Genomic DNA, 25,471 nt, shown 5'->3' on the forward strand with positions numbered 1-25,471 from the left:
CGAAGGGTAGTTGAGGTGTGATGTGTGCTCCAACGTCGACCCGCTGGGTCGGCAGGAGCCGCGCGATGCCTCACACTGGACTCTCGTGAGTTCCCATCCCCCGATACCCACCCGAGTCGTTCTGCTGTCCGGCCCGTCCGGCTCCGGAAAGTCGCTCCTCGCCGCCCGCTCGGGCCTGCCCGTGCTCCGGCTCGACGACTTCTACAAGGAGTGCACGGACCCGACGCTGCCGCAGGTGGAGGGCAGCTCGGACATCGACTGGGACCACCCGCTGTCGTGGGACGCGGACACCGCGGTCGAGGCGATCACCGAGCTGTGCCGTACGGGGCATACGACCATTCCCGTGTACGACATCTCGCTGAGCGCCCGCACGGGCACGGAGACGCTGCACATCGAGCGGACGCCGCTGTTCATCGCGGAGGGCATCTTCGCCGCCGAGATCGTCGAGCGCTGCCGCGAACTGGGCGTGCTGGCCGACGCGCTGTGCCTGACCCGCGGCCCGGTCACCACGTTCCGCCGGCGCTTCCTGCGCGACCTCAAGGAGGGCCGCAAGTCGGTGCCGTTCCTGCTCCGCCGCGGCTGGCGCCTGATGCGCACCGAGCGCTCGATCGTGGCCCGCCAGACGGAACTGGGCGCGCACGCCTGCGACAAGGACGAGGCACTCGGGCGACTGGCGGCGGCTGCCGCCGGTCGCTGCGCGAAGGCGACGGCGTAACCCCGTACACAAAAAAGCGGGACTGGATGGACCCCCCGGCCCTCCAGTCCCGCATTTTCCTGTGCTCCCCCGTGGTTCCCCCTCCGTGGTCCCCCGTGACCCCGTCGGTTCCCCCCGGTACCGCATCCCCCGTGATGTGCTCTGCCCGCCGCCTCCCCCCGGAGTGACGGACAGCCCCCGTACTACCCCCGTTACTTGCTCCCCCCGCACCCTCAGGCGACAAGCTCCCCGAAGGATTCCTCCTCGTCACGGCCGAAGCTGAGGACCTCGTCCTCGCGCAGCCGGCGGAGCGACCGCCAGATGCTGGACTTCACCGTGCCGACACTGATGTCGAGGATTTCCGCGATCTCCGGGTCGGTGCGGCCCTCGTAGTAACGGAGGACCAGCATCGTGCGCTGGAGTTCGGGCAGCCGGGCGAGCGCCTGCCACAGCACGGCGCGCAGCTCGGTGCCGCGCATCGCGTCCGTGTCACCGGCGGTCTCCGGCAGTTCCTCGGTCGGGTACTCGTTCAGCTTGCGGCGGCGCCACGCGCTGATGTGCAGATTGGTCATGGTGCGGCGGAGGTAGCCCCCGACCGCGGCCTTGTCGCTGATCCGGTCCCAGGCCCGGTACGTCGAGAACAGCGCGCTCTGCAGCAGGTCCTCGGCCTCGAAGCGATCACCGGTCAGGTGGTAGGCGGTTGCGTACAGGGAGGCACGACGCTCCTCGACGTAGGCGGTGAACTCCGCCTCCGACGCCGAGCGGCGTTCCCCCGTGACCTCCCCGTACGCGGCTCCCCCGTGAGCTACCGCTCCCCCGTTGGCACTTCCCCCCGTGAAACCGTCAACCACCGTCATGTACGCGGTGTGCTGACGCCCGGTGCCGCGAGCGCACCCCCGCCCGCTCACGGCACCGGACTTCTCGGTGTTCCGGGCCACGTCGTGCAGACGCGTGACAACTGCAACTGCGCTAGTGCTGGTGCTGTGCAGCGTGTTCATCTCGCGCCCCCCGTCGTGGAGTCCCGGTTTCCTGTCGTGCTGTCGTGCTGTCCTGCGGTCTCGCCGTCTTGCTCTCTTGCTTGTGTCGAAAAGCTTGCCCGGGGGACTTCATGGCCGTGTCCGCCGACTGTCACAGACCTGTCACAGGGGCTAAGGCCAGGCGCGGCACAGGCCGATCACAGAGAAGAGCCGTACGACTACGCAGATGACCCCTCGGTGACCTTGAAGGGCCTCTCATCTGTGCGGGGAATGGGTGGGAGCGCTCCAACGGTCGAAACACCGCCATGACATGGGCCAGAATGACGTCCGTGCCTTCCCTGTTGCTGATCGAGGACGACGACGCCATCCGTACGGCCCTGGAGCTCTCTTTGACGCGCCAGGGACACCGTGTGGCCACTGCTGCCACCGGCGAGGACGGCCTGAAGCTGCTGCGCGAGGCGCGGCCGGATCTGATCGTGCTGGACGTGATGCTGCCCGGCATCGACGGATTCGAGGTGTGCCGGCGCATCCGGCGCACCGACCAGCTGCCGATCATTCTGCTGACCGCGCGCAGCGACGACATCGACGTGGTGGTCGGACTGGAGTCCGGCGCCGACGACTATGTCGTCAAGCCCGTGCAGGGGCGGGTGCTCGACGCCCGGATCCGGGCGGTGCTGCGCCGCGGCGAGCGCGAGGCCAACGACTCGGCGACGTTCGGCTCCCTCGTCATCGACCGTGCCGCGATGACGGTCACCAAGAACGGCGAGGACCTGCAGCTGACGCCCACCGAGCTGCGGCTGCTCCTCGAGCTGAGCCGCCGGCCCGGACAGGCCCTGTCCCGGCAGCAGTTGCTGCGGCTGGTCTGGGAGCACGACTACCTCGGCGACTCGCGCCTGGTCGATGCCTGTGTGCAGCGGCTGCGCGCGAAGGTCGAGGACGTGCCCTCCTCTCCCACTCTGATCCGCACTGTGCGTGGAGTCGGCTACCGGCTGGACAATCCTCAGTGACCAAACCGCAGGACAAGCTCCGCGGCTGGGCCGCGGCGCGCAAGGCAATACTTTCGGGTCTGCGCTTCACCAGCCTGCGGCTGCGCCTGGTCGTGGTGTTCGGTCTGGTGGCGCTCACCGCCGCCGTGTCGGCGTCGGGCATCGCGTACTGGCTCAATCGCGAGGCCGTGCTCACCCGTGCCCAGGACGCCGTGCTGCGCGACTTCCAGCAGGAGATGCGCAACCACGCGAGCATGCTGCCCGAGCGCCCGGCGCAGGACGAACTGCGGCGCACGGCCGGGCAGATGGCCAACAGCAGCCAGCGCTTCAGCGTGCTCCTGGTGGCGAAGGACGCGAACGGCAGGCAGATCTCCGGGAACTCCGCCCTGGACACCTTCACGCTGGAGGACGTCCCCGACTCCCTCCAGAAGGCGGTGAACGAGGAGCAGGAGCTGTCCTCGAACAACAAGTACCAGTACCACCTGTACTGGCAGCGGATCACCGACGACGGCAAGCCGTACCTGGTGGGCGGCGCGAAGGTCATCGGCGGTACGACGACGGGCTACATGCTCAAGTCCCTCGAGCCGGAGGCGAAGGACCTCAACTCCCTTGCCTGGTCGCTGGGTATCGCGACGGGTCTGGCGCTGATCGGCTCGGCGCTGCTCGCGCAGGCCGCCGCGACCACGGTCCTCAAGCCGGTGCACCGCCTGGGCACCGCGGCCCGCCGCCTCGGCGAGGGCAAGCTCGACACCCGGCTGCGCGTGTCGGGCACGGACGAACTCGCGGACCTCTCCCGTACGTTCAACCACACGGCGGAGGCCCTCGAAAAACGCGTGGCCGACATGAGCGCCCGCGACGAGGCGTCCCGCCGCTTCGTGGCGGACATGTCCCACGAACTCCGTACGCCGCTCACCGCGATCACCGCCGTGACGGAGATCCTCGAAGAGGAGCTGGACGCGGAGACGGGCAGCGTGGACCCGATGATCGAACCGGCCGTACGGCTGGTCGTCAGCGAGACGCGCCGCCTCAACGACCTCGTCGAGAACCTGATGGAGGTCACCCGCTTCGACGCGGGCACCGCCCGACTGGTCCTCGACGACGTGGACATCGCCGACCAGATCACCTCGTGCATCGACGCGCGCGCCTGGCTGGACGCGGTGGAACTGAACGCCGAGCGCGGCCGGATGGCCCGCCTGGACCCGCGCCGCCTCGACGTCATCCTGGCGAACCTGATCGGCAACGCGCTCAAGCACGGCGGTTCGCCGGTCCGGGTGACCGTCCGCGAAGAGGGCGACGACCTGCTGATCGAGGTCCAGGACCACGGGCCCGGCATCCCCGAGGACGTCCTCCCGCACGTCTTCGACCGCTTCTACAAGGCGAGCGCGAGCCGTCCCCGCTCCGAGGGCAGCGGCCTCGGCCTCTCCATCGCGCTGGAGAACGCGCACATCCACGGCGGCGAGATCACGGCGGCCAACTCCGCCAAGGGCGGTGCCGTCTTCACGCTCCGGCTCCCGCAGGACGCGTCGGAGATCCTCGCCGACGAAGAGCAGAACGGCGCCAACGGCACGGAGGGCAACGCCAGATGACCGTACGACGAGGCGTCCTCCTCGGGCTGGCCCTCCCCGTCCTGGCCGCCGTCCTCACCGGCTGCGGGATCCGGGCGACGCAGGTGCCCACGGACTTCGGTCCCGCGCCCTCGCTGGTGCCCTGCGCCCTGTCCGGCGCGGACATCACCACACAGAGCTCCCGGGGCGTCCCGGTCCAGGTCTTCCTGCTCTGCTCCTCGACGCTGGTGACCGTCGACCGGTCGGTGCGGATTCCGGACGGTACGGCGGAGGCGGAGCGGCGTGTCCTCGTCGCGCAGGGGCTGCTCGACGAGCTGGCCGAGACGCCGTCCGCGGTCGAGCAGCAGGCCGGGTACACCACCGCCGTGCGGGGCGGGATGACCGTGAGCGGGCCGCGGGGCAAGGACCCCGACGACACGCTCCGCCTGAGCACGCCGCCGCAGGATCTGACGCCCTCCGCTCTCGCGCAGATCGTCTGCACCTTCTCCGACTCCGCCGCCGCGCAGGACGACGGGTCGGTTCTCCTCGGCGGCCCCGACACCGTCCGCCTCCGCCGCTACGAATGCACCCCCGAGGTCCGCGCCTCCCCCGCCGCCACCACCCCACCCTCCACCGAGGCCAACGGCACCTGACCCCTCCCCGGGGTGGGCGGGCAAACCCCGGTCACCCTCTTCTTCCTTGTCGCCCGGCGTGGGTGCTGGGCGGGGGTGGGTCACGCAACTCGGCGCTAGCGAGGCGCCGCCTGCGCCCACCCGTGCCGCCCCAGCGGCACGATTGCCCGCAGGGAGGACGGACCCGCCGCCCCGCAGCCCCCACGCACCCGCAGTCGCCCACCGGCGCAAGGGGCCGTGCCGGTACGTTCCTGCCCGTCGCGTAGCAGACCGCCCGCCAAGTCCCGCCGTGTACCAACCCCGGGCAGTACGCCCACGCGGCGACGGGCAGAACGTACCGGCACGGCCCCGACCCACCCACCGGCCGCACCGCGAACGGCGCCCCGCCAGAGAAAGGCACACGGGGAACCCGGAACCGATCCCGCCGACCCCCGCGTCTTGGGGGTCGTGCAGCGTCAAGGCTCAGACGGCGGCAGTGCCGTGACCCGCGTCCGTGTGGCAGGAGGTGTCCTCCTGGTCGCACACCTCGCGCTCGTCGCCTGGCTCATGCTGCGCCCCTTGGACGTCCCCTGGGTGAGCGCGGCCAACCTGCGCCCGTTCGCCGGCATCAGAGCCGACCTCGCGCTCAGCCCCCAGGAGGCGGCCCGCCGCATCGGCGAGGGCCTCGCCCTCCTCGCCCCCCTCGGGGTGCTGCTCCCCATGGCAGGCGGCAAGCTCACCGTCTCCCCGCTCGGCTCCCTGCTCCGCACCTTCGCCGCCGGCGCCCTGATCTCCACAGGCATCGAACTCCTGCAGACCGGCGTCCCCGGCCAGGTCGTCGACATCGACTCGATCCTGCTGAACTCGGTCGGCGTCGCCCTGGCCCACCTGGCGATCGTGCCCGCCGCAAGGGCCCGGCTCCGCCGAAGGGCCGAGACGCGGCAGAGCAGGGCCCTCCCCCGGGAGGAACCGGCTCAGGGTCGGACCCCGACGATTCCCAGGGTCGGGATCGCACCGTAGAGCGACGCTTCGCCCGCTTCGTCTCCGTAACGTTGTAGACATCGAAGCCGCGGAAAATCCCGGCCGAGAACCGACATCTACGACCGACTCACGGTTCACGAAGGAGCCACCATGACCGCCATTGCCCGCCCCACCAACGGCCGGATGATCGGCGGAGTGTGCGCAGCGCTGGCACGGCGCTTCGGCACCTCCGCGACCACGATGCGCGTGATCTTCGTGCTGTCCTGTCTGCTCCCGGGCCCGCAGTTCCTGCTCTACATAGCGCTGTGGATCCTGTTCCCGTCCGAGGACAAGGCCCGCACGGCCTGGTAAGGCAGCCGCACACGCCGTACGCCGGTGGGGCGCACCCGAACCAGGGTGCGCCCCACCGGCGTACGTACGACAGAGTCGGCTCAGCCGAGCGGCAGACCGTTCAGCGGCAGACCGTGCGTCGGCAGACCGCTGTTGGCCAGCGGCAGCCCGCCGAGCAGCCCCGCCACCGGCGCGGTCGGCCCGTCGGCGAGGATGCGCGCGGCGGCGGGCTGAGCCGCGGCCACGCCCGCACCCAGCGCGCTCTGCCCCTGGGCGAGCGCCTCGCCCGCGCCGGGCAGCGCCTTGGCGACGTTCTCCGCCGGCAGCGTCTGGGTGACGGTGCTCAGCGCCGAGGAGGCGTCCGGCACGGCCGGCGCCGCGTTCGCGGCACCCGCGCCCGCAGCGGCGAAGGCGGCACCGAGAGCGGCGACACCGAGGGTCTTGGCAGCAGACTGCTTCATTTTGAATGCGTCCTTGGATCCGTGAGACGGGGAGGTGAGCGGTCCAAGACCGTAAACACGCAAAGCCGCCCTCCGCAAACATCAAAAAGCGGACGAGTCGTGAAGACCCGACCGCTTTCTGATTCCCTCATCCACCTCCAAACCCGCAGATAACCGCAGGTGGGATGGGTTCTATCGGAACAGCCATTCGGCTTTCAGTTCGGCATAGCCGGGCTTGATCACGTCATTGATCATGGCCAGTCGTTCATCGAAAGGAATGAATGCTGACTTCATAGCATTGACCGAGAACCAACCGAGATCATCGAGCGTGTAACCGAATGCCTCGACAAGGTGCTCGAATTCCCGGCTCATGCTGGTACCCGACATGAGGCGGTTGTCCGTGTTCACGGTCGCCCGGAAATGCAGCTTCCGCAGCAGCCCGATCGGGTGCTCCGCGTATGAGGCGGCGGCGCCGGTCTGGAGGTTGGAGCTGGGGCAGAGCTCCAGCGGGATGCGCTTGTCGCGGACGTAGGAGGCGAGCCGTCCGAGCTTCACCGAGCCGTCGGCGTCGACCTCGATGTCGTCGATGATGCGGACTCCGTGTCCGAGCCGGTCGGCGCCGCACCACTGCAGGGCCTGCCAGATGGACGGCAGCCCGAAGGCCTCCCCGGCGTGGATCGTGAAGTGGTTGTTCTCGCGCTTGAGGTACTCGAACGCGTCGAGGTGCCGGGTGGGCGGGAACCCGGCTTCCGCACCGGCGATGTCGAAGCCGACGACGCCCACGTCCCGGTAGCGGTTGGCGAGTTCGGCGATCTCCAGGGCACGTGCGGCGTGCCGCATGGCGGTGAGCAGCGCGCCGACGCGGATGCGGTGGCCGTTCTCCTTCGCCCGCCGCTCGCCTTCCCGGAAGCCCTCGTTGACGGCCTCGACGACCTCTTCGAGGCTGAGCCCGGCCTCCAGGTGCTGTTCGGGCGCGTACCGCACCTCGGCGTAGACGACACCGTCCTCGGCGAGGTCCTCGGCGCACTCGGCGGCGACCCGGAAGAGGGCCTCGCGGGTCTGCATGACGGCGCAGGTGTGCGCGAAGGTCTCCAAGTACCGTTCCAGGGACCCGGAGTCGGCGGCCTCGCGGAACCAGAGGCCGAGCTTGTCGGCGTCGGTCTCGGGGAGACCCTCATAGCCCGTTTCGCGGGCGAGTTCGACGATCGTGCCGGGGCGCAGGCCCCCGTCGAGGTGATCGTGCAGCAGGACCTTGGGTGCCCGGCGGATCTGTTCCGAGCTCGGGATGTTCGGGATCTGGCTCGTCATTTCCGCACCATAGCGCCTACGCGCGTAGAGCTCCGGTAACGCCGATCCGTCGATACGCAACGGTGACCCTGCGGACGGGTGGCGTACACCGTCGCTTCTGACACTGTTCTGTCATGGCACAGCAAGCGACGCCGGTTCGCAGGGCCCGGCTGGGGAGGGCGCTCGGCCCGGAACCGACGGCGGTGAGCGGGGTGGTGCTGCTGCTCCCGGCCGGCGACGAGGTCTCGGCCCGTAAGCCGTCCCCCATGACAGCGACCGCCTCCGTACGGACGCTGGGGCGCCGCCTCATGCGGACGGGACGGACGGACGGCCTGGTCACCCATGTGGTGCACTACCGGTTTCGGGGCTGGAACGGCAGCGAGGCACATCTCGCCCGCGACGCGGCCTGGGCCGCCGACGAGGTCGTACGCCGCTACGGTGACGTCCCCGTCTGTCTGGCCGGGACGGACATGGGCGGCCGGGCCGCACTGCGCGCGGGCGGACACGACGCCGTCCACTCCGTACTGGCGCTCGCCCCTTGGCTGCCCGAGGAGGACGTGGCCGCGCCACCCGAACCGGTGAAGCAACTGGCAGGGCGGCGCGTGATGATCGTGCACGGCACCAACGACGCCCGCAGCGACCCGGAGCTGTCCTTCCGGCTCGCGGCGCGCGCGAAGAAGGTCAACCGGGACATCTGCCGCTTCGAGGTGCACTCGGACGGGCACGCGCTCTCCCAGCACCGGGCCGAAGTCCTGTCGCTGGCCGAGGACTTCGTGCTGGGCACGCTGTTCGGCCGGTCCTTCTCGCGCCCGGTCGAGGACGCGTTCGCCGCGCCGCCGCCACTGGGGCTGCGGATGCCGCTGGCGGCGGGGTTCGGGCAGTCACTGCGGCACTGACCGAGGCCGGTCGGGCGTCAGTCGGGCAGCAGGTGGCCCCGGCGTGAGAGCAGGAACTTCTTGAAGGCGGCCACCGGTGGGGTGTCCGGGTGGCCGTCGAGCCAGGCGACGCCGATCTCGCGGGCCGCGCGCGGGGCCGTGACCGTCAGCTCGACAACTCCCGGGCGGGGCACGGCCGGTGGCGGCAGCAGAGCGACTCCGAGACCGGCCGCCACCAGTCCTCGTAGCGTCTCGGCCTCCTCGCCCTCGAAGGCGATACGCGGCTTGAACCCCGCCTCCTTGCACAGGTCGTCGGTGATACGGCGCATGCCGTAGCCGGGTTCGAGGGTCACGAAGGTCTCGTCGGCCGCCTCGGCGAGGCGCACGCGCTTGCGGGCGGCCAGGCGGTGGTCGGCCGGTACGACCAGCCGCAGCTTCTGCTCGTCGAGGCGGCGGGCCACCAGGTCGGGCGCGTCCGGCACGGGCGAGGTGAGGCACAGGTCCAGTTCGCCCGAGCGCAGGCCCTCAAGCATCGCCTCGCCGTAGTTCTGGACGAGACTGAAGCGGACCCGGGGGTGGTCGGCGCGGAAGGCACGGATCAGGCCGGGGACCGTTTCTGAGCCCATCGTGTGCAGGAAGCCGAAGGCGACCTTGCCGGTGGCCGGGTCGGCGTCCGCGCGCACCTCGTCGGCCGCCCGCTCGATCTCGGCGAGCGCGCGCTCCACCGACGTCAGGAATGTCCGCCCGGCCGCCGTCAGCGAGACCGTGCGGCCGTGCCGGGCGAACAGGTCCACGCCCAGGTCCTGTTCGAGGCGGACCATCGCGCGCGACAGCGTCGACTGCGGGACCTGCATCTCCTGCGCGGCCCGGGTGACGTGCTCGGTGCGGGCGACTCCGGCGAAGTACGCCAGGCGTGGGGCGAGCAACCTCGACATGCCCGCACTGTCTTCTGTGTCACTGGACGGTGACAGACGACCCTCTGACCTCTGCTGATGCACCATGGGAACGATTATGGCGATTCCATGCATTGGACGGATGAAGGGCTGCTGTTTAGGTTCGAGACATGCCTTCCGCCAGTACCGGGGCGTCCACCGTCGTGGACGCCGCCGTCGCCGTTCCTGCCGTCTCCACCGCCGTTCCTGCCGCCTCCGTCGCGTCTGTCGCATCTGTCGACATCGACTCCCGGATGGCCCCCGGCGGGCCCGGATACCGGCGGATGAGCTTCGCGCTCTTCCTCGCCGGGGTCGCGACCTTCGCGCTTCTGTACTCCACGCAGGCGCTGCTGCCGCTCGTCTCCGGCGACTTCGGAGTGAGCGCGAGCGAGGCGAGCTGGACGGTGTCCGCGGCGACCGGCGCGCTGGCGCTGTTCGTGCTGCCGATGAGCGCGCTCTCGGAGCGGTTCGGGCGGCGTACGTTGATGACGGCGTCGCTCGCCGTCGCCGTGACGGTCGGCATGCTGGTCCCCTTCGCCCCCTCGATCGGCGCCCTCATCGCACTGCGGGCGGTGCAGGGTGCGGCCCTCGCCGGGCTTCCGGCCTCCGCGACGGCCTACCTCGCGGAGGAAGTGCGGCCCAAGGCGCTGATCACCGCGATCGGTCTGTTCGTCGCCGGCAACAGCGTCGGCGGGATGAGCGGGCGCGTCATCACCGGGTGGGTCGCGCAGGAGTGGGGCTGGCGGGTCGCCGTCGGCGTGATCGGGGTCGTCGCGGTCGCCTGCGCGGTCGCGTTCCGGCTGCTGCTGCCCGCGCCGCGGCACTTCGTGGCGGGGTCGCTGCGGCCTCGGGTGCTGGCCCGTACCGTCCGTGACCACCTCGGGAACCCGTTGCTGCGGCGGCTGTACGCGATCGGCGCGCTGTTCATGATGGTGTTCGGCGGGGTGTACACGGTGATCGGGTACCGGCTGACCGAGGCGCCGTTCTCGTTGCCGCAGGGTGTGGTCGGGTCGATCTTCCTGGTGTATCTGGTCGGTACGGTCTCCGCTTCCACGGCGGGGAAGCTGGTGGGGCGGCTCGGGCGGCGGGGGGCGCTGTATCTCGCGGGCGGTACGACGGCGTCGGGGCTGGTGCTGTCGCTGGCCGACTCGTTGGTGCTTGTTCTGCTCGGGCTGGTGCTGATCACCGCGGGGTTCTTCGCGGGGCATGCGGTCGCGTCGTCGTCGGTGAGCCACACCGCCAAGCGGGGGCGGGCGCAGGCGTCCGCGCTGTATCAGTCGGCGTACTACGTGGGGTCCAGTGCGGGAAGCACGCTGGGGGCGGTTGCGTTCCACTCGGGCGGGTGGGGTGGGACCGTCTCGCTCGGGCTGCTGGCTGTGGTGGGGGTTGTGGGGATCACTGTGGTCGGGTCTCGAGCGGCTCGGCGTCCCGCTGGCGGGGGCGCCTGACGCCGGGCGCCTGCGGGTGCGTTGTGGGTCGGGGCCGTGCCGGTTCGTCTTGCCCGTCGCCGCGTGGGCGTACTGCCCGGGGGCTGAATACGGCGAGACTTGGCGGGCGGTCTGCTACGCGACGGGCAGAGACGTACCGGCACGGCCCCTTCCGTGCGTACGCGACTGCGGGTGCGTGGGGGTGGCCAGCGGCTGTCACCTCCGGTGGGCGACTGCGGGTGGTACCTCGCTTGCTGCGGGCACGCGGTGCGGGCTGGGGCAGCTTCCCACCCAGCGGCGGCGCCGGTCCGTCCTCCCTGCGGGCAGTCGTGCCGCTGGGGCGGCACGGGTGGGCGCAGGCGGCGCCTCGATAGCGCCGAGTTGCGCGACCCACCCCCGCCCAGCACCCACACCGGGTGACAAGGCAACCAGGGGCGCCCGGGGTTTGCCCACCCACCCCCGGTGGCGGCTGGTTGCCAGGTCACCGTGACCTGGGGGTTTTGCTGGTGCGGGGGCCATTGTCAGTGGGCTGCGGTAGCTTCCGGGGTGTCGGCACAACGGTGCGTCGGCACGACGGAGACAGCCACAGGGGTGGGTTGGCATGAGCGACGGTACGGCGACTGGTACGGACCTCGACGTCCGGCTGGAGAAGCACCGGGTGGAGCTGACGGGGTACTGCTACCGCATGCTCGGCTCCTCCTTCGAGGCCGAGGACGCGGTGCAGGACACGATGGTCCGCGCCTGGCGCAGCTACGACAAGTTCGAGGGCCGCTCCTCGATGCGGTCCTGGCTGTACCGGATCGCGACGAATGTGTGCCTGGACATGCTGAACGCGGGGAACAAGAGGGCCCGGCCCATGGATCTGACAGCGCCTTCGCCGCTGGCCCAGGCGGCGCTCAACCCTCGTGCGGACAACACATGGCTGGAGCCGATGCCCGACGTCCGGGTGCTGCCGACGGTCAGCGACCCGGCGGAGGCCGCGGTGGCCAAGGAGTCGGTGCGGCTGGCCTTCATGGCCGCGCTGCAGCAACTGCCGCCCAAGCAGCGGGCCGTGCTGATCCTGCGCGAGGTGCTGGCGTGGAAGGCCAGCGAGGTCGCCGAGCTGCTCGGCACGACCGTCGCCTCGGTCAACAGCGCGCTCCAGCGGGCCCGTGCGACTCTCGCCGAGAGCGACGGCGAGGGTGCCGACGCCGCCACCTCCGACCCGCTCGACGAGGAGCAGCAGAAGCTCCTTGAGCGCTATGTCGCCGCCTTCGAGGGGTACGACATGACGGCGCTGACCGCGCTCCTCCACGAGGACGCGATCATGACGATGCCGCCGTTCGACCTGTGGCTGCGCGGCACGGACGACATCACCGGCTTCATGACCACGCTGGGCGCCCCCTGCGAGGGCTCGCGCCTGGTCGCGGTCGAGGTCAACGGACTGCCGGGCTTCGCGCAGTACAAGCCGGACCCGGAGTCGGGCGGCTTCGTGCCGTGGGCGGTGCAGGTGCTGGAGATCTCAAAGGGGCGGATCACCGGGTTCCACTGCTTCCTGGACACCGCCCGCTGGTTCCCGCTCTTCGGGCTGCCCGTCAGCCTCGAAGCGGAGGCCGACCAGGTCGAGTAGGGCGCGCAGGGCCGGGTCGGGGTCCCGCAGCCGTATCCGGCCCCCGGCCCGCCGGGCGGCGAGCTCCAGTCTGGCCAGTACGTCGACGGCGGCGAGGCCCGGCGGCCCGATCCCCGCGACGTCACAGACCACGACCCCGTCGCCGGTGGCCTCCAGCAGTGCGCGCACGTCGTCGCACAGCCGGGGTACGTCGTCCCGGCGGACGGGTCCCGGCAGCGCGAGTACGGCAGGTGTCGTGGCATCCACGCTCGGTAGACCGGCGGGAGGCGCCGAACTCATCGGGGGCCGGGAAGGATCACATTGACCTGGGGTCGGCCTGCCCCGGAGGGTTGGGTGTATGCCCCATGAAACAGCGCCTGCGGCGATACTCGGTGATCGACCGACGACCCGGGAGACTCCGTGCAAGGGGTGCTGACGGGGTTCGCGGTCATCGCGGTCGTCATCGGCGTCGGCTATGTGATCGGGCGGCGCGGCTATCTCGGGGACAACGGCCGCGAGGTGCTGACGAAGCTCGCCTTCCATGTGGCCTCCCCCGCGCTGCTGTTCACCACGCTCGCCCGCGCCGACCTCTCGGTGATCTTCTCCAGCCGGCTGCTGGTGACGGCGATGAGCACGGCCGCGGCGGCCGGAGTCTTCGTCGCGGTCGGTGTCGTACGGGGCTGGGGCGTGGGGCGGACCACGATCGGCGCGCTGTGCTCCAGTTACGTCAACTCGGGCAACCTCGGCATCCCGATCGCCGTGTACGTGCTCGGCGACGCCTCGCTGGTCGCGCCCGTGCTGCTGTTCCAGCAGATCATGGTCACGCCGATCGCCCTCACCGTGCTGGATCTGTCCGGACAGGGCGAGAAGGGCCCGTTGTGGCGGCGGCTGCTCACGCCGCTGCGCAATCCCATCGCGGTCGGCTCGCTGTCGGGGGTCGCCGTCTCGGCCACCGGGCTGAGCGTGCCGGGCCCGGTGATGGACCCGCTCACGCTGATCGGGGGCATGTCCGTGCCCGCCGTACTGCTGGCGTTCGGCATCTCGCTGTGCGGCAGCACGCTGCCCGGCCGCGGCTCCGACCGGCATCCGGTGCTGCTCTCCGTCGCGCTGAAGTCCGTGGGCCAGCCGCTGGCCGCCTGGGCGCTCGCCGTCGGCGTCTTCGGGCTGCACGGAGCGCCGCTGCTCGACGTGGTGGTCACCTCGGCCCTGCCGGCCGCCCAGAACCTCTTCACGTACGCCTCGCGCTACCGGGTCGGCGAGACGCTGGCCCAGGAGTCGATCCTGCTGTCCACCATCGCGTCCGTGCCGGTGCTGGTGGTGATCGCGGCCGCCCTGGGGTGACATGAATGAGGGGCCGGTGCTTGCGCACCGGCCCCTCGTTCGACGTACGGATCAGGCGATGCGGTCCAGCACGATCGGGTTCGGCGTGAAGGCCGTGCCGGCGGCGGCGATGTCGTACGAGCCCTCGACGGACTGGAGGGCGTACTCGAAGCGCTCCGGGGTGTCCGTGTGGAGGGTCAGCAGGGGCTGGCCCGCGGTGACCGTGTCGCCGGGCTTGGCGTGCATCTCGACGCCCGCGGCGGCCTGCACCGGGTCCTCCTTGCGGGCGCGTCCGGCGCCCAGGCGCCAGGCGGCGATACCGATGTCGTAGGCGTCGAGACGGGTCAGGACGCCGGAGGACGGGGCCGTGACGACGTGCTGCTCGCGCGAGGTGGGCAGTTCGGCGTCCGGGTCGCCGCCCTGCGCGGCGATCATGCGGCGCCAGACGTCCATCGCGGAGCCGTCGGCCAGCGCCTTCGCCGGGTCGGCGTCCTTCACGCCCGCCGCGTCGAGCATCTCGCGCGCCAGGGCGATGGTGAGTTCCACGACATCCGAGGGACCGCCGCCGGCGAGGACCTCGACGGACTCGCGGACCTCCAGGGCGTTGCCCGCAGTGAGGCCGAGGGGGGTGGACATGTCGGTGAGGAGGGCGACCGTCTTCACGCCGTGGTCCGTGCCCAGGCCGACCATCGTGGAGGCGAGTTCGCGGGCGTCCTCGATGGTCTTCATGAAGGCGCCGGAGCCGACCTTCACGTCCAGGACGAGCGAGCCGGTGCCCTCGGCGATCTTCTTGGACATGATCGAGGAGGCGATGAGCGGGATCGCCTCGACCGTGCCGGTGACGTCGCGCAGCGCGTAGAGCTTCTTGTCGGCCGGGGCCAGGCCGTCGCCCGCCGCGCAGATGACCGCGCCGGTGGTGTCGAGGACGTGCAGCATCTCCTCGTTGGAGAGCAGCGCGCGCCAGCCGGGGATGGACTCCAACTTGTCGAGGGTGCCGCCGGTGTGGCCGAGGCCGCGCCCGGACAGCTGCGGGACCGCCGCGCCGCAGGCCGCCACGAGCGGGGCCAGCGGCAGCGTGATCTTGTCGCCGACGCCGCCCGTGGAGTGCTTGTCGGCGGTCGGGCGGGAGAGCGAGGAGAACTCCATGCGCTCGCCGGAGGCGATCATCGCGGCGGTCCAGCGGGCGATCTCGCGGCGGTTCATGCCGTTGAGGAGGATCGCCATGTTGAGGGCGGCCATCTGGTAGTCCGCGACCTCGCCGCGGGTGTACGCGTCGATGACCCAGTCGATCTGCTCGTCGCTGAACTCACCGCGGTCCCGCTTGGTGCGGATGACGGAGACTGCGTCCATGGCCATGGGGGTTCCTTCCGAAGACTTGCGAACATCTGCGGCCCCTCCCGATTCTGTCGTCCAGTCGTCGGAAGGGGCCGCACAGGCGTTACTTGGTGAGATGCTCCGGCCCGAAGGCCTGCGGGAGCATCTCGGAGAGCGGCAGGATTCCGGCCGGGGTCTCCAGGATCAGCTCGGCTCCGCCGAACTCGTAGAGCAGCTGGCGGCAGCGCCCGCACGGCACGAGGATCTCGCCCCGTCCGTCGACACAGGTGAAGTGCGTCAGGCGGCCGCCGCCGGTGTTCTGCAGCTGCGAGACCAGTCCGCACTCGGCGCACAGTCCGAGCCCGTACGAGGCGTTCTCGACGTTGCAGCCGGTGACGACGCGGCCGTCGTCGACGAGGGCCGCGACACCGACCGGGAAGCTCGAGTACGGGGCGTACGCACGGGACATGGCGTCCCGGGCCGCCGCGCGCAGGGCCTCCCAGTCGACGGCCGTGGAGGCCTTGTCGGCGGAGGTCACTTGCCCTGTCCCTTGCGGTAGCGCATGCCGTCCGCCTTCGGCATCCGCAGCCGCTGGGCGGACAGCGAGAGCACGAGCAGCGTGACGACGTACGGCGTGGCGCCGACGAAGTCGCTCGGAACGTCATCCGTCATCAGGTACCAGACCAGCACCAGCACGCCGAGGCCAGCGCTGACGATGCCCTGGAGGAACGACTTCTTGTACAGCTTCCAGGCCGCGAGGAGCGCCAGCAGCACGACGAACATGAGCAGCAGCGCGTGCACGGTCTCGCCGCCGTTGCGCAGCTGGAGCGCGTCGGAGTAGCCGAACAGGCCCGCGCCCATGGCGAGCCCGGCCGGCCGCCAGTTGCCGAAGATCATCGCCGCGAGACCGATGTAACCGCGCCCGCCGGTCTGGCCCTCCAGGTAGCTGTGCGAGGTGACCAGGGCGAGGAAGGCGCCGCCGAGACCGGCGAGACCGCCGGAGATGGCCACGGCGATGTACTTGTACTTGTAGACGTTGACGCCGAGGGACTCGGCGGCGATCGGGTTCTCACCGCAGGAGCGCAGCCGCAGACCGAACGACGTGCGCCACAGCACGAGGGCGCTGACCACGAACAGGACGGCCGCGAGCAGTGTCACCACGGAGACGTTGGTGACCAGGCCGCCGAGGATGCCGGCCAGGTCGGAGATGAAGAACCAGTGGTGGTTCTGGATCTTCTCCAGGGCGTCGGAGAGGCCGGGCACGGTGATGTCGCCCAGCGAGTCCACCGGCGGGGACTGCTTCGGGTTGCCGCCCTTGGCCGCGGCGTCGCCCTCGGCGAAGAAGACCTTGGCGAGGTACTGGGTGAAGCCGAGCGCGAGCAGGTTGACGGCGACACCGGAGACGATGTGGTCGACGCCGAAGGTGACGGTGGCGACGGCGTGCACCAGGCCGCCGAGGACACCGAAGCCGACGCCGCACAGCAGGCCGAGCCAGGGGTTGGTCTGCCAGCCGATCCAGCCGGCGCCGAAGGTGCCGAGGATCATCATGCCTTCGAGGCCGATGTTGACCACACCGGCCCGCTCGGACCACAGGCCGGCGAGACCGGCGAGGCCGATCGGCACGGCGAGGCCGAGCGCGGCGGCGATCTGGCCGTCGTTGGTGAGCTGGTCGGCGCCGGTGATCACGCGGACCATGGAGACGAGCAGCAGCGCGCCCGCGACGATCATGAGGATCCGGCCCAGGGAGCGGCCGGAGCGCTTGCCCGTGGACTCCGCCTTGGGCGCCGCGGGCGGCGGCGTGTCGGTCATCGTGGCAGTCATCACGCCACCTCCTGCTTCTCGGTCGGGGCGGCCTGGGCGGCGAGCTCGGCTCCGACCCGCTGCTGCTGGCGCTTGAGGCCGTACCGGCGTACGACCTCGTAGGCGATGACGACGCACAGGACGATGACGCCCTGGATGACGCCGAGGATTTCCTTGTCGTAGCCCTCGAACTCGAGGTGGTTCGTGGTGCGCTCCAGGAAGCCCCAGAGCAGGGCGCCGAGCGCGATGCCGATGGGGTTGTTGCGGCCGAGCAGCGCGATGGCGATACCGGTGAAGCCGATGCCCGCCGGGAAGTCGTTGCTGAACTGGTGGCTGTCGTTGAGGAGGGTCGGCATGCCGATCAGACCGGCCACCGCACCGGAGATGATCATGCTGGTGGCGATCATCTTCTTGACGCTGACACCGCTCGCGGCGGCCGCCGTCTCCGACTGGCCGACGGTGCGCAGGTCAAAGCCGAACCGGGTGCGGCCGAGCACGAACCAGTAGGCGACGCCGACGATCACCGCGATGACGATGAAGCCCCAGAGCGTGCCCGCCGCGCCGGCGTCGATGTTGAAGAAGTACGACGAGTGGGGCAGCGGCTTGGTGGAGACGAGGGTGCCCGCCTGGTCGAGCTGGCCGAGCTGCTCGGGCTGGAGCAGGTAGGCGATGACCGCGGTGGCGATCGAGTTCAGCATGATCGTCGAGATGACCTCGCTGACGCCGCGGGTCACCTTCAGGATGCCGGCGATGGCCGCCCACAGAGCACCGGTGAGCATCGCGCACAGGATCATCAGCGGGATGGCGATGAAGCCCGGCACGGTCAGCGCGCCGCCGAGAACGGCGGCCATGAAGGCGGCGAGCCGGTACTGGCCGTCGACGCCGATGTTGAACAGGTTCATACGGAAGCCGATGGCCACCGCGACACCCGCCAGGTAGTACGTCGTCGCCTTGTTCAGGATGTAGACCTGGCTGTCGCTGGCGGAGCCGTAGGTCAGCATGTCGCTGAACGCGGCGCCCGGGTTCTTGCCGGTGGCGAGGATCACCAGGGCGGTGACCACGATCGCGGCGACGAGCGCGAGCAGCGGCGCCGCGAGACCGAGCAGCAGCCGCTCCTTGTCGATCCGTGAGGTCAGCTTCTTCATCGGGCGTCGTCCTCTGTGTGCTCCAGGTGGCCGGCGGCCGCACCCGTCATGGCGGATCCCAGCTCCTCGGGCGTGATGGTGGCCGGATCGGCGTCGGCGACCAGGCGGCCGCGGTACATGACCCGCAGGGTGTCGGAGAGCCCGATGAGCTCGTCCAGGTCGGCGGAGATCAGCAGCACGGCCAGGCCCTCGCGGCGGGCCTCGCGGATGTGGTCCCAGATCGCCGCCTGCGCACCGACGTCGACACCGCGGGTGGGGTGGGCGGCGATGAGCAGCTTGGGCGCGTGGCTCATCTCGCGGCCCACGATCAGCTTCTGCTGGTTGCCGCCGGAGAGCGAGGCGGCGGTCACCTCGATGCCGGGCGTGCGGACGTCGTAGGCGCTGATGATGCGCTCGGTGTCGGCGCGGGCGCCCTTCAGGTCGAGCAGTGCGCCACGGGAGTTGGGCCGCTCGCTGACGTGGCCGAGGATGCGGTTCTCCCACAGCGGCGCTTCGAGGAGCAGTCCGTGGCGGTGCCGGTCCTCGGGGATGTAGCCGATGCCGGCCTCGCGGCGGCGGCGGGTGGGCGCGTGGGAGATGTCCGCGTCGCCGAGCGTGATGACGCCGGCGTCGGGGTCCCGGATGCCCATGATCGCCTCGACCAGTTCGGACTGGCCGTTGCCCTCCACGCCCGCGATGCCGAGGACTTCGCCGCGGTGGATGGTGAAGGTGATGTCGTCGAGGATGATCCGCTCGACGCCGTCGAGGTCGGTCTGGGTCAGGCGCAGCGCCGCCACGTCGAGCAGCGGGATGTCCGTGACGGTGGACTCCTCGGTCTCCGGCGTGGGCAGTTCGCTGCCGACCATCAGCTCGGCGAGCTGCTTGGAGGTGGTGGTCTTGGGGTCGGCGGTGCCGACGGTGGTGCCGCGCCGGATGACGGTGATCTCGTCGGCGACGGACAGCACCTCGCCCAGCTTGTGGGAGATGAAGATGACCGTGAGGCCCTCGGCCTTGAGCTCGCGCAGGTTGTCGAAGAGCGCGTCGACCTCCTGCGGCACGAGCACCGCGGTGGGCTCGTCGAGGATCAGGGTCTTGGCGCCGCGGTAGAGGACCTTGAGGATCTCCACGCGCTGGCGGTCGGCGACACCGAGCTGCTCCATGAGGACGTCGGGCCGGACGTTCAGGCCGTACGCGTCGGAGATCTCCTTGATCTTCGTGCGGGCCTTGGAGCCGATGCCGTGCAGCTTCTCCGCGCCGAGGACGACGTTCTCGAGAACCGTGAGGTTGTCGGCCAGCATGAAGTGCTGGTGCACCATGCCGATGCCACGCGCGATGGCGTCGGCGGGGTTGTGGAACGTGACCTGCTCGCCGTTCACCGTGATGGTGCCCTCGTCCGGCTGCTGCATGCCGTAGAGGATCTTCATCAGGGTGGACTTGCCGGCGCCGTTCTCACCACAGAGGGCGTGCACGGTGCCGGAGCGGACGGTGATGTCGATGTCGCGGTTGGCGACGACTCCGGGGAAACGCTTGGTGATGCCGCGCAGTTCGACGGCAGCGGGAGGGCTGGACGCGTTGATGGCGCACTCTCCTCGGGGGAAGGGGCTGCGTGGGGAGGGCAGGCGTCGGCGACGCTAGCGCGGCAACTCCACGCTACACGCGTAGAGTTGACACATTGTTATGGCTCGACGTGGGGGAACGTGGTGGAGGTTCCCCCTCGTCGAGCCAGGTCCGCCGTGCCGGGGCGACGGGGCAGGCCGCCGGGTCACCGAGACGGTCGGGACCGAGGGGCCGCGGCGAGGCCGGAGCCTCGCCGCAACCATGAGATCACGGGGTCGTCTTGACCTTGATCTCGCCGTCGGCGATCTTCTTCTGAGCCGCGTCCAGCTGGGTCTTGATGTCGTCGATGAAGCCACCGCTGGTGGCCAGCGACACGCCGCCGTCCTTGAGGGCGTAGGTGTGGGTGCCCGTGAGCGGCTTGCCGTCCTTGACCGACTTGATCAGGTCGTAGACGCCGATGTCGACGTTCTTGATGACCGAGGTCAGGATCGAGTTCTTGTACTTGGCGAGACCCGGGATGTTGTACTGGTCGGAGTCCACGCCGATGGCCCAGGCACCCTTGACGCCGCTGACGGCCTCGATGGAGCCGTTGCCGGAGGAGCCGGCCGCCGAGTAGATCACGTCGGCGCCCTTGTCGAGCATGCCCGACGCGGCCTCCTTGCCCTTGTCGGGGCTGGCGAAGCCGGAGGTGTCCGAGCCGTGGCTCAGGTACTGGGTGTCGACCTGGATCGACTTCTTGGTGTCCTTGGCGCCCTGGACGAAGCCCGCCTCGAACTTCTTGATCAGCGGAACGTCGACGCCGCCGATGAAGCCGACGTGGTTCTTCTTGGTCTTCAGCGCCGCGGCGACACCGGCCAGGTAGGAGCCCTGCTCCTCGGTGAAGGTGATGCTGTCGGCGTTCTTGGTGTCCACGACGGAGTCGATGATGCCGAAGTTGGTCTTCGGGTACTTCGCGGCGACCTTCGTCATGGAGGCGGCGTACGCGTAGCCGACACCGATGACCGGGTTGTAGCCGGCGTCGGCCAGGTCGGAGAGTCGCTGCTCGCGGTCGGCCTCGGTGTCGGAGGTCTTCGCGGTCAGCTCCTTGAGCTCACCGCCGAACTCCTTCTTGGCCTTGTCGGCACCGCGCGCGGCGGAGTCGTTGAAGGAGTGGTCGCCACGGCCGCCGACGTCGAAGGCAAGGCCGATCTTGACGCCCTTGCCGGAGGACTCGGTGGAGGACGAGCTGTCGTTGTCGGAGGACGTGCTGCCACACGCGGTGGCGGACAGTGCGAGTGCTGCGGTCGCGATACACGCAGCGGAAAGCTTGGCTACCCGGCGCACGGGAAGGCTCCTTCACCTGACCTGAGCGCCATGTCGGCGCTTGATGTGAGCACCATGCCAGTGCTCGAGCCAGGACGCCCCGTCGGCGTCGGCTTCGCGGCATCGTAACGCGCGTAGATGTCAGAAAAAGACCTCTTCCGAAGCCGTTATCGATTCGAGGCAAACGGCGTCTGAACTCGGACTCTTGGTGATCACCACGCTCGTGCACGGACTGTGCACGATTGGCTTACAACGGTATTGCGCCGGGCGGCGCAATGCCCCAGGCCGAGCCACCTGCTCAGTCGTTCGCGGCGTCCAGCAGCGCCGCCGCCGTGAACATCTCCACGCCCACCGTGATCGCCGACTCGTCCGCGTCGAAGTCGCCCTGGTGCAGGTCACGGCTGACCCGGTCCCCGGGGGTGCGGACACCGAGGCGGGCCATGGCGCCGGGCACATGCTCCAGGTACCAGGAGAAGTCCTCGCCGCCGAGGCTCTGCTGGGTGTCCTCGATCGCATGCGATCCGCGGCGCGCGGTCATGGCGTCGCGCAGCAGGTCCGTCACCGCCGGGTCGTTCACGACCGGCGGGACGCCGCGGATGTAGTTGATCTCCGACTTCGCGCGGTAGAGGTTCGCGATCTCGTCGATGGCGGCGTGCACGAGGTCGGGCGCGTGCCGCCACGCTTCGAGGTCCAGGCAGCGCACGGTCCCGGAGAGCTCGGCGTGCTGCGGGATCACGTTGCACGCGTGGCCCGACTCGATGCGCCCCCAGGTGACCGCGAGCCCGCTGCGGGCGTCGATACGGCGGGCGACCAGTGCGGGCACGTCGGTGACGACGCGGGCGGCGGCGGTCACGAGGTCGGTGGTGAGGTGGGGGCGCGCGGTGTGGCCGCCCGCGCCGTCCAGTGAGACCTCGAGCCGGTCGCACGCGGACGTGATGGCGCCGTGCCGCAGTCCGATGCGCCCCGCGTCGACCTTTGGGTCGCAGTGCACGCCGACGATCCGTCCGACCCCCTCGAGGACGCCCGACTCGATGGCGTCGGGCGCGCCGCCGGGCAGCACCTCCTCGGCGGGCTGGAAGATCAGCCGTACGGCCTGCGGCAGTTGCCCCTTGCTGTGCAGTTCGGCGAGGACGAGCCCGGCGCCGAGGACGACCGTGGTGTGCACGTCGTGCCCGCAGGCGTGGGCGCGGTCGGGCACGGTGGAGCGGTAGACGCAGTCGGCCTTGGTGTCCGGGATGGGCAGCGCGTCGATGTCGGCACGGAGCGCGAGCATGGGGCGTACGCCGTCCCAGTCGCCGATGTCACAGATGAGCCCGGTCCCGATGGCGAGCACCCGGGGCTTGAGGCCGGCCTGTTCCAGACGGGCCTTGATCGCCGCGGTGGTGCGGAACTCCTGGTTGCCGAGCTCCGGGTGCATGTGCAAGTCGCGACGGAACGCCACGAGTTCGGCGCGCAGTGCCTCGGGCAGCGCGCCGGGGAGCACGGTTTCCCCGGGGAGGTCGGCCTCGGACTCTCGGGACATCAGTTGGTTCACCCTCTGAAGGGTAGGGCGACGGGACGGCCAACTGACCCACGATCAACAAAAGTTCAGCCCGTTAGGGGAAGAAAATCTGGCCGCACGACGCATAGCTGTCGTTGGAGATGGGTAAACTCGCCCGATTTTTCGATCGGTTGGATCTTGGTCCGATACGAGCCCCCTCCCGCTCTCCACGGTCCCACAGATCGAGCCCCGGGTGCGCGCGATCGCCTCTCGGTCGAGCGGTGCTCCAGACGGGCCCCACGGGATTCACCGCATCGCCGGGTGTCAGGCGGAGCCCTCCATCGACGGCCGGAGGCGGCTGAGCAGGGCATAGAGGGCGGCGCGGTCGTCGTCGTCCAGGGTGTCCAGGGCGCCGTGTGTGGCCTGCATCTCAGCTCGCACCCGGCGGATCGTCTCGCGGCCCTTGTCGGTCAGGACGACGTTCTTGACGCGGCGGTCGGTGGCCGAGGGCTCGCGGTGGACCAGGTCCTGCTTCTCCAGGCGGTCCACGATGCCGGTGACGTTGGAGGCATCGCAGACGAGGCGGTCGGCCAGGCCCCGCATGGGCAGCGGCCCGGCGACGACCAGCTGGGCGATGACCCTGGCCTGCATGCCGGTCAGCCCGTGACGTTCCGCGGCCCCGACGAAGTCCCGCCACTGGGCGGCGCCGATCGCCGCCAGGAGCTCCAGGAGGTCGAGCTTGGCGGGGGCGGGGGCGGGGGCGGCGACGGAGGCGGCGGCGTGCGGGGTGCTGGCGCTCATGTCCAGGACTGTAACCCACGGTACTTGATGACTTCAAACATTAACTTGACTACCTAAAGCATTTGGGCCTACCGTCTGTGCAGTTGCTTGAGGACTTCAAGCTTTCAGTACATGAAGCAAGCTGATGCAAGACCCGGAGGCCCCTTCCCATGAGCTCCACCAGACCCACCGGGGTCTCTACCGCTGCCGCACCGGCAGCCGGCGGCCGCAACGAGACGGTCATCGTCTTCGCGCTGAGCCTCGCCGCGATGGTCGTGTCGATGATGCAGACGCTGGTCGTCCCGATCCTCAGCCTCATCCAGAACGACCTGGACGCCACGCCCGCCCAGGTCAGCTGGGTCACGACGGCCACCCTGCTGTCCGCCGCCGTCTTCACCCCGCTGCTCGGCCGCTTCGGTGACCAGCACGGCAAGAAGGGCACCCTGCTCGCCGTCCTCGGCGTCATGGTCGCGGGCTCCGTCCTCGCCGCCGTGACGCACTCGCTCGCGTGGCTCATCGTCGGCCGGGTCCTCCAGGGCGCCGCCACCGCGATCTTCCCGCTGGCCCTGTCCGTGCTGCGCGAGGAGGTCCGCCCGGCGAAGCTGCCCGGTGCGATGGCCCTCGTCAGCGGCACCCTCGCCTTCGGCAGCGGGCTCGCGCTCGTCGCCGTGGGCCTGCTGACCTCGGGCGACAACCCCGACTACCGCAGCGCGTTCTGGCTGGCCACCGGCCTCGCCGTGCTCGCCCTGCTCGCCGTCGCCTTCCTCGTCCCGGCCACCCACGAGGACCACCGCAGCGGCGGTCGCACCGACATCCTCGGCGCGTTCACGCTCGGCGCCACCCTCGTGCTGCTCCTGCTGCCCATCACCCAGGGCCACGAGTGGGGCTGGACCAGCGGCCGCACGCTCGGCGCGTTCGCCGGTGCCGTGGTGATGGCGGTGGTGTGGGTGTTCGTCGAGCGCAAGGTCCGCGAACCCCTCGTCGACATGCGGATGTTCGCGCACCGCCCGGTGCTCTTCGCCAACCTCGCCGGACTGCTCGTCGGGTTCGGCATGTTCGCCCTGTTCATCGGCGTCTCCTACCTCGCGCAGATGCCGTCCGCGCTGACCGGCTACGGCTTCGACGCCACCGTTCTGCGCGCCGCAGTGGAGTTCCTGCTGCCGAGCACGATCGTGTCGCTGCTCGCCTCGCCGATCGGTGGTCAGCTGGTACGGCACCAGGGGCCCCGCAAGGTCCTCGTCCTCGCCTCGCTCGTGGGAACCGCCGGGTTCGCGCTGGTCGCGCTGGACCACACGCACGCCGCGTCGGTCATCGTCGCCGGAATCCTGGTCGGTGCCGGGATCAGCCTGGGATACGCCTCGATGCCGGCCATCATCGTCACGAGCGTCCCGCCCCGGCAGACCGGTATCGCCAACGGCATCAACTCCATCGCCCGCTCCACGGGCAGCGCGATCGGCAGCGCGATGATCACCACGGTGCTCGCCTCGAAGACGATCGAGAACCTGCCGCCGGGTGTTCCCCCGCTCCCCGCCGAGTCGCAGTTCACCCTCAGCTTCGTCCTGGCGGGCGCCGCCTTCGCGCTGGTCTCGGTGGTCGCCGGGTTCGGCCTGCGGCACATCCACCCGCTGAAGGACGAGCAGGGCGGGACGTCGCCGGTGGCCTCGTCGAGCGACACGGTCGAGGCGGCGGAAGCCGTCGAGGCGCCCGAGGCCCTCACGTCCGACCGGGCCTGACGGCTCGCCCCGGTCCCGGAACCATCACCGCCACACGGCTGTTGGGCCACGGAGCGTGCGTTCCGGGCCCGCGCCGGGCAGCCTGCGCACATGCAGGCGTGCGGATGCGGCGAGGACCAGATCCCCTGGATGCTGGCGAAGTTCGGGTTCCTCGGGACGGCGGGCCTGGTGCTCACGGGCCTCGTCGTGATGATGCTCGCGGGGTGGGCGCTGGGGGCCGTGGTGTGGTTTCTACGGCGCCGGGTGCGGGACGGAGGCGGTGAGGCTCGGTCCGGCAGCGGAACCGGCCTCGCCGGGTTCACTTGGCGGGACGACGAGGAGCCGTAACTCAACACAAGGGCCGGGAACGTGTGTTCCCGGCCCTCACCCATGTCCAGCCCTGTTCTCGC

General features: G+C 70.3%; 25 protein-coding genes. 12 read left to right on the forward strand and 13 right to left on the reverse strand.

Annotated features, from left to right (window positions below; translation table 11 throughout):
• The first annotated feature begins 85 nt into the window (after positions 1-85).
• On the forward strand, positions 86-715 hold the full coding sequence (locus tag AB5J56_RS17480; RefSeq protein ID WP_369233670.1) for a uridine kinase: 630 nt from the start codon (positions 86-88) through the stop codon (positions 713-715).
• A gap of 212 nt (positions 716-927) precedes the next feature.
• Here the strand turns inward: AB5J56_RS17480 and AB5J56_RS17485 are convergent, their stop codons facing one another.
• Positions 928-1,692, reverse strand: coding sequence for a SigE family RNA polymerase sigma factor (locus tag AB5J56_RS17485; protein WP_369233671.1), 765 nt, complete (start codon positions 1,690-1,692; stop codon positions 928-930).
• 308 nt (positions 1,693-2,000) lie between these two features.
• Between AB5J56_RS17485 and afsQ1 the strand changes: the two genes are divergently transcribed.
• The 5 genes from afsQ1 (at position 2,001) to AB5J56_RS17510 (ending at position 6,144) form a co-directional block, all read left to right on the forward strand.
• Positions 2,001-2,678: a two-component system response regulator AfsQ1 gene (gene afsQ1 / locus AB5J56_RS17490; RefSeq protein WP_369233672.1), complete on the forward strand. Its 678-nt coding sequence runs from the start codon at positions 2,001-2,003 to the stop codon at positions 2,676-2,678.
• Positions 2,675-4,243, forward strand: a complete 1,569-nt coding sequence (locus tag AB5J56_RS17495) for an ATP-binding protein (RefSeq protein WP_369233673.1) — start codon at positions 2,675-2,677, stop codon at positions 4,241-4,243. The genes afsQ1 and AB5J56_RS17495 overlap by 4 nt, the downstream gene beginning before the upstream one ends.
• Positions 4,240-4,854 (forward strand): hypothetical protein, encoded by a 615-nt coding sequence (locus AB5J56_RS17500; protein WP_369233674.1) that lies wholly within the window; start codon positions 4,240-4,242, stop codon positions 4,852-4,854. Before AB5J56_RS17495 ends, AB5J56_RS17500 begins: the two co-directional genes overlap by 4 nt.
• Before the next feature lie 426 nt (positions 4,855-5,280).
• On the forward strand, positions 5,281-5,832 hold the full coding sequence (locus tag AB5J56_RS17505; protein ID WP_369233675.1) for a VanZ family protein: 552 nt from the start codon (positions 5,281-5,283) through the stop codon (positions 5,830-5,832).
• Positions 5,833-5,943: 111 nt separating this feature from the next.
• Positions 5,944-6,144, forward strand: coding sequence for a PspC domain-containing protein (locus AB5J56_RS17510; protein ID WP_369233676.1), 201 nt, complete (start codon positions 5,944-5,946; stop codon positions 6,142-6,144).
• Positions 6,145-6,224: 80 nt separating this feature from the next.
• On the opposite strand, the gene AB5J56_RS17515 is transcribed toward AB5J56_RS17510, so the two are convergent.
• Both AB5J56_RS17515 and AB5J56_RS17520 read right to left on the reverse strand, forming a co-directional pair.
• Positions 6,225-6,584: an ATP-binding protein gene (locus AB5J56_RS17515; protein ID WP_356147193.1), complete on the reverse strand. Its 360-nt coding sequence runs from the start codon at positions 6,582-6,584 to the stop codon at positions 6,225-6,227.
• A gap of 171 nt (positions 6,585-6,755) precedes the next feature.
• Complete coding sequence (locus AB5J56_RS17520) at positions 6,756-7,871, reverse strand: adenosine deaminase (RefSeq protein WP_369233677.1); 1,116 nt, start codon at positions 7,869-7,871, stop codon at positions 6,756-6,758.
• Between the two features lie 113 nt (positions 7,872-7,984).
• Here AB5J56_RS17520 and AB5J56_RS17525 point away from each other — a divergent pair, with 113 nt between their 5' ends.
• Positions 7,985-8,746 carry an alpha/beta hydrolase gene (locus tag AB5J56_RS17525; RefSeq protein WP_369233678.1) on the forward strand — a complete coding sequence of 254 codons (762 nt, stop codon included), beginning with the start codon at positions 7,985-7,987 and terminating at the stop codon, positions 8,744-8,746.
• A 17-nt stretch (positions 8,747-8,763) separates the two neighbouring features.
• On the opposite strand, the gene AB5J56_RS17530 is transcribed toward AB5J56_RS17525, so the two are convergent.
• Positions 8,764-9,726 carry a LysR substrate-binding domain-containing protein gene (locus tag AB5J56_RS17530; protein WP_369233679.1) on the reverse strand — a complete coding sequence of 321 codons (963 nt, stop codon included), beginning with the start codon at positions 9,724-9,726 and terminating at the stop codon, positions 8,764-8,766.
• A gap of 62 nt (positions 9,727-9,788) precedes the next feature.
• On the opposite strand from AB5J56_RS17530, the gene AB5J56_RS17535 reads away from it, so the two are divergent.
• Both AB5J56_RS17535 and AB5J56_RS17540 read left to right on the forward strand, forming a co-directional pair.
• Positions 9,789-11,105 carry an MFS transporter gene (locus AB5J56_RS17535; protein ID WP_369233680.1) on the forward strand — a complete coding sequence of 439 codons (1,317 nt, stop codon included), beginning with the start codon at positions 9,789-9,791 and terminating at the stop codon, positions 11,103-11,105.
• 580 nt (positions 11,106-11,685) lie between these two features.
• The gene (locus tag AB5J56_RS17540) at positions 11,686-12,693 is read left to right on the forward strand and encodes a sigma-70 family RNA polymerase sigma factor (RefSeq protein WP_369233681.1); all 1,008 of its coding nucleotides are present in this window, start codon (positions 11,686-11,688) and stop codon (positions 12,691-12,693) included.
• Here the strand turns inward: AB5J56_RS17540 and AB5J56_RS17545 are convergent.
• A complete protein-coding gene (locus tag AB5J56_RS17545) occupies positions 12,586-12,972 on the reverse strand; it encodes an STAS domain-containing protein (RefSeq protein WP_369233682.1) in 387 nt (128 codons plus the stop codon). The genes AB5J56_RS17540 and AB5J56_RS17545 overlap by 108 nt on opposite strands.
• Positions 12,973-13,092: 120 nt before the next feature.
• Between AB5J56_RS17545 and AB5J56_RS17550 the strand changes: the two genes are divergently transcribed.
• Positions 13,093-14,013, forward strand: a complete 921-nt coding sequence (locus tag AB5J56_RS17550; RefSeq protein ID WP_369233683.1) for an AEC family transporter — start codon at positions 13,093-13,095, stop codon at positions 14,011-14,013.
• A gap of 51 nt (positions 14,014-14,064) precedes the next feature.
• Here AB5J56_RS17550 and AB5J56_RS17555 read toward each other — a convergent pair whose 3' ends face one another.
• From AB5J56_RS17555 to AB5J56_RS17590, 8 genes are all read right to left on the reverse strand, one after another.
• Positions 14,065-15,348, reverse strand: coding sequence for a thymidine phosphorylase (locus AB5J56_RS17555; protein ID WP_369233684.1), 1,284 nt, complete (start codon positions 15,346-15,348; stop codon positions 14,065-14,067).
• Positions 15,349-15,430: 82 nt separating this feature from the next.
• Positions 15,431-15,844: a cytidine deaminase gene (locus AB5J56_RS17560; RefSeq protein ID WP_369233685.1), complete on the reverse strand. Its 414-nt coding sequence runs from the start codon at positions 15,842-15,844 to the stop codon at positions 15,431-15,433.
• Positions 15,841-17,127, reverse strand: coding sequence for an ABC transporter permease (locus AB5J56_RS17565; RefSeq protein ID WP_369233686.1), 1,287 nt, complete (start codon positions 17,125-17,127; stop codon positions 15,841-15,843). Before AB5J56_RS17565 ends, AB5J56_RS17560 begins: the two co-directional genes overlap by 4 nt.
• On the reverse strand, positions 17,127-18,251 hold the full coding sequence (locus tag AB5J56_RS17570; protein ID WP_369233687.1) for an ABC transporter permease: 1,125 nt from the start codon (positions 18,249-18,251) through the stop codon (positions 17,127-17,129). The genes AB5J56_RS17565 and AB5J56_RS17570 overlap by 1 nt, the downstream gene beginning before the upstream one ends.
• Positions 18,248-19,774, reverse strand: coding sequence for an ABC transporter ATP-binding protein (locus AB5J56_RS17575; protein WP_369242607.1), 1,527 nt, complete (start codon positions 19,772-19,774; stop codon positions 18,248-18,250). The genes AB5J56_RS17570 and AB5J56_RS17575 overlap by 4 nt, the downstream gene beginning before the upstream one ends.
• 280 nt (positions 19,775-20,054) lie before the next feature.
• Positions 20,055-21,110, reverse strand: coding sequence for a BMP family protein (locus AB5J56_RS17580; RefSeq protein WP_369233688.1), 1,056 nt, complete (start codon positions 21,108-21,110; stop codon positions 20,055-20,057).
• Positions 21,111-21,387: 277 nt separating this feature from the next.
• Positions 21,388-22,611, reverse strand: coding sequence for an amidohydrolase (locus tag AB5J56_RS17585; protein ID WP_369242609.1), 1,224 nt, complete (start codon positions 22,609-22,611; stop codon positions 21,388-21,390).
• 282 nt (positions 22,612-22,893) lie between these two features.
• Positions 22,894-23,370 carry a MarR family winged helix-turn-helix transcriptional regulator gene (locus tag AB5J56_RS17590; RefSeq protein WP_369233689.1) on the reverse strand — a complete coding sequence of 159 codons (477 nt, stop codon included), beginning with the start codon at positions 23,368-23,370 and terminating at the stop codon, positions 22,894-22,896.
• Between the two features lie 149 nt (positions 23,371-23,519).
• On the opposite strand from AB5J56_RS17590, the gene AB5J56_RS17595 reads away from it, so the two are divergent.
• Together AB5J56_RS17595 and AB5J56_RS17600 are read left to right on the forward strand one after the other, a co-directional pair.
• Entirely contained in the window at positions 23,520-25,082 is a 1,563-nt protein-coding gene (locus AB5J56_RS17595) for an MFS transporter (RefSeq protein WP_369233690.1), read from the forward strand.
• A gap of 90 nt (positions 25,083-25,172) precedes the next feature.
• The gene (locus AB5J56_RS17600; protein WP_369233691.1) at positions 25,173-25,409 is read left to right on the forward strand and encodes a hypothetical protein; all 237 of its coding nucleotides are present in this window, start codon (positions 25,173-25,175) and stop codon (positions 25,407-25,409) included.
• Positions 25,410-25,471: the final 62 nt, after the last annotated feature.

The organism is Streptomyces sp. R21 (genome assembly GCF_041051975.1).
GTDB lineage: Bacteria > Actinomycetota > Actinomycetes > Streptomycetales > Streptomycetaceae > Streptomyces.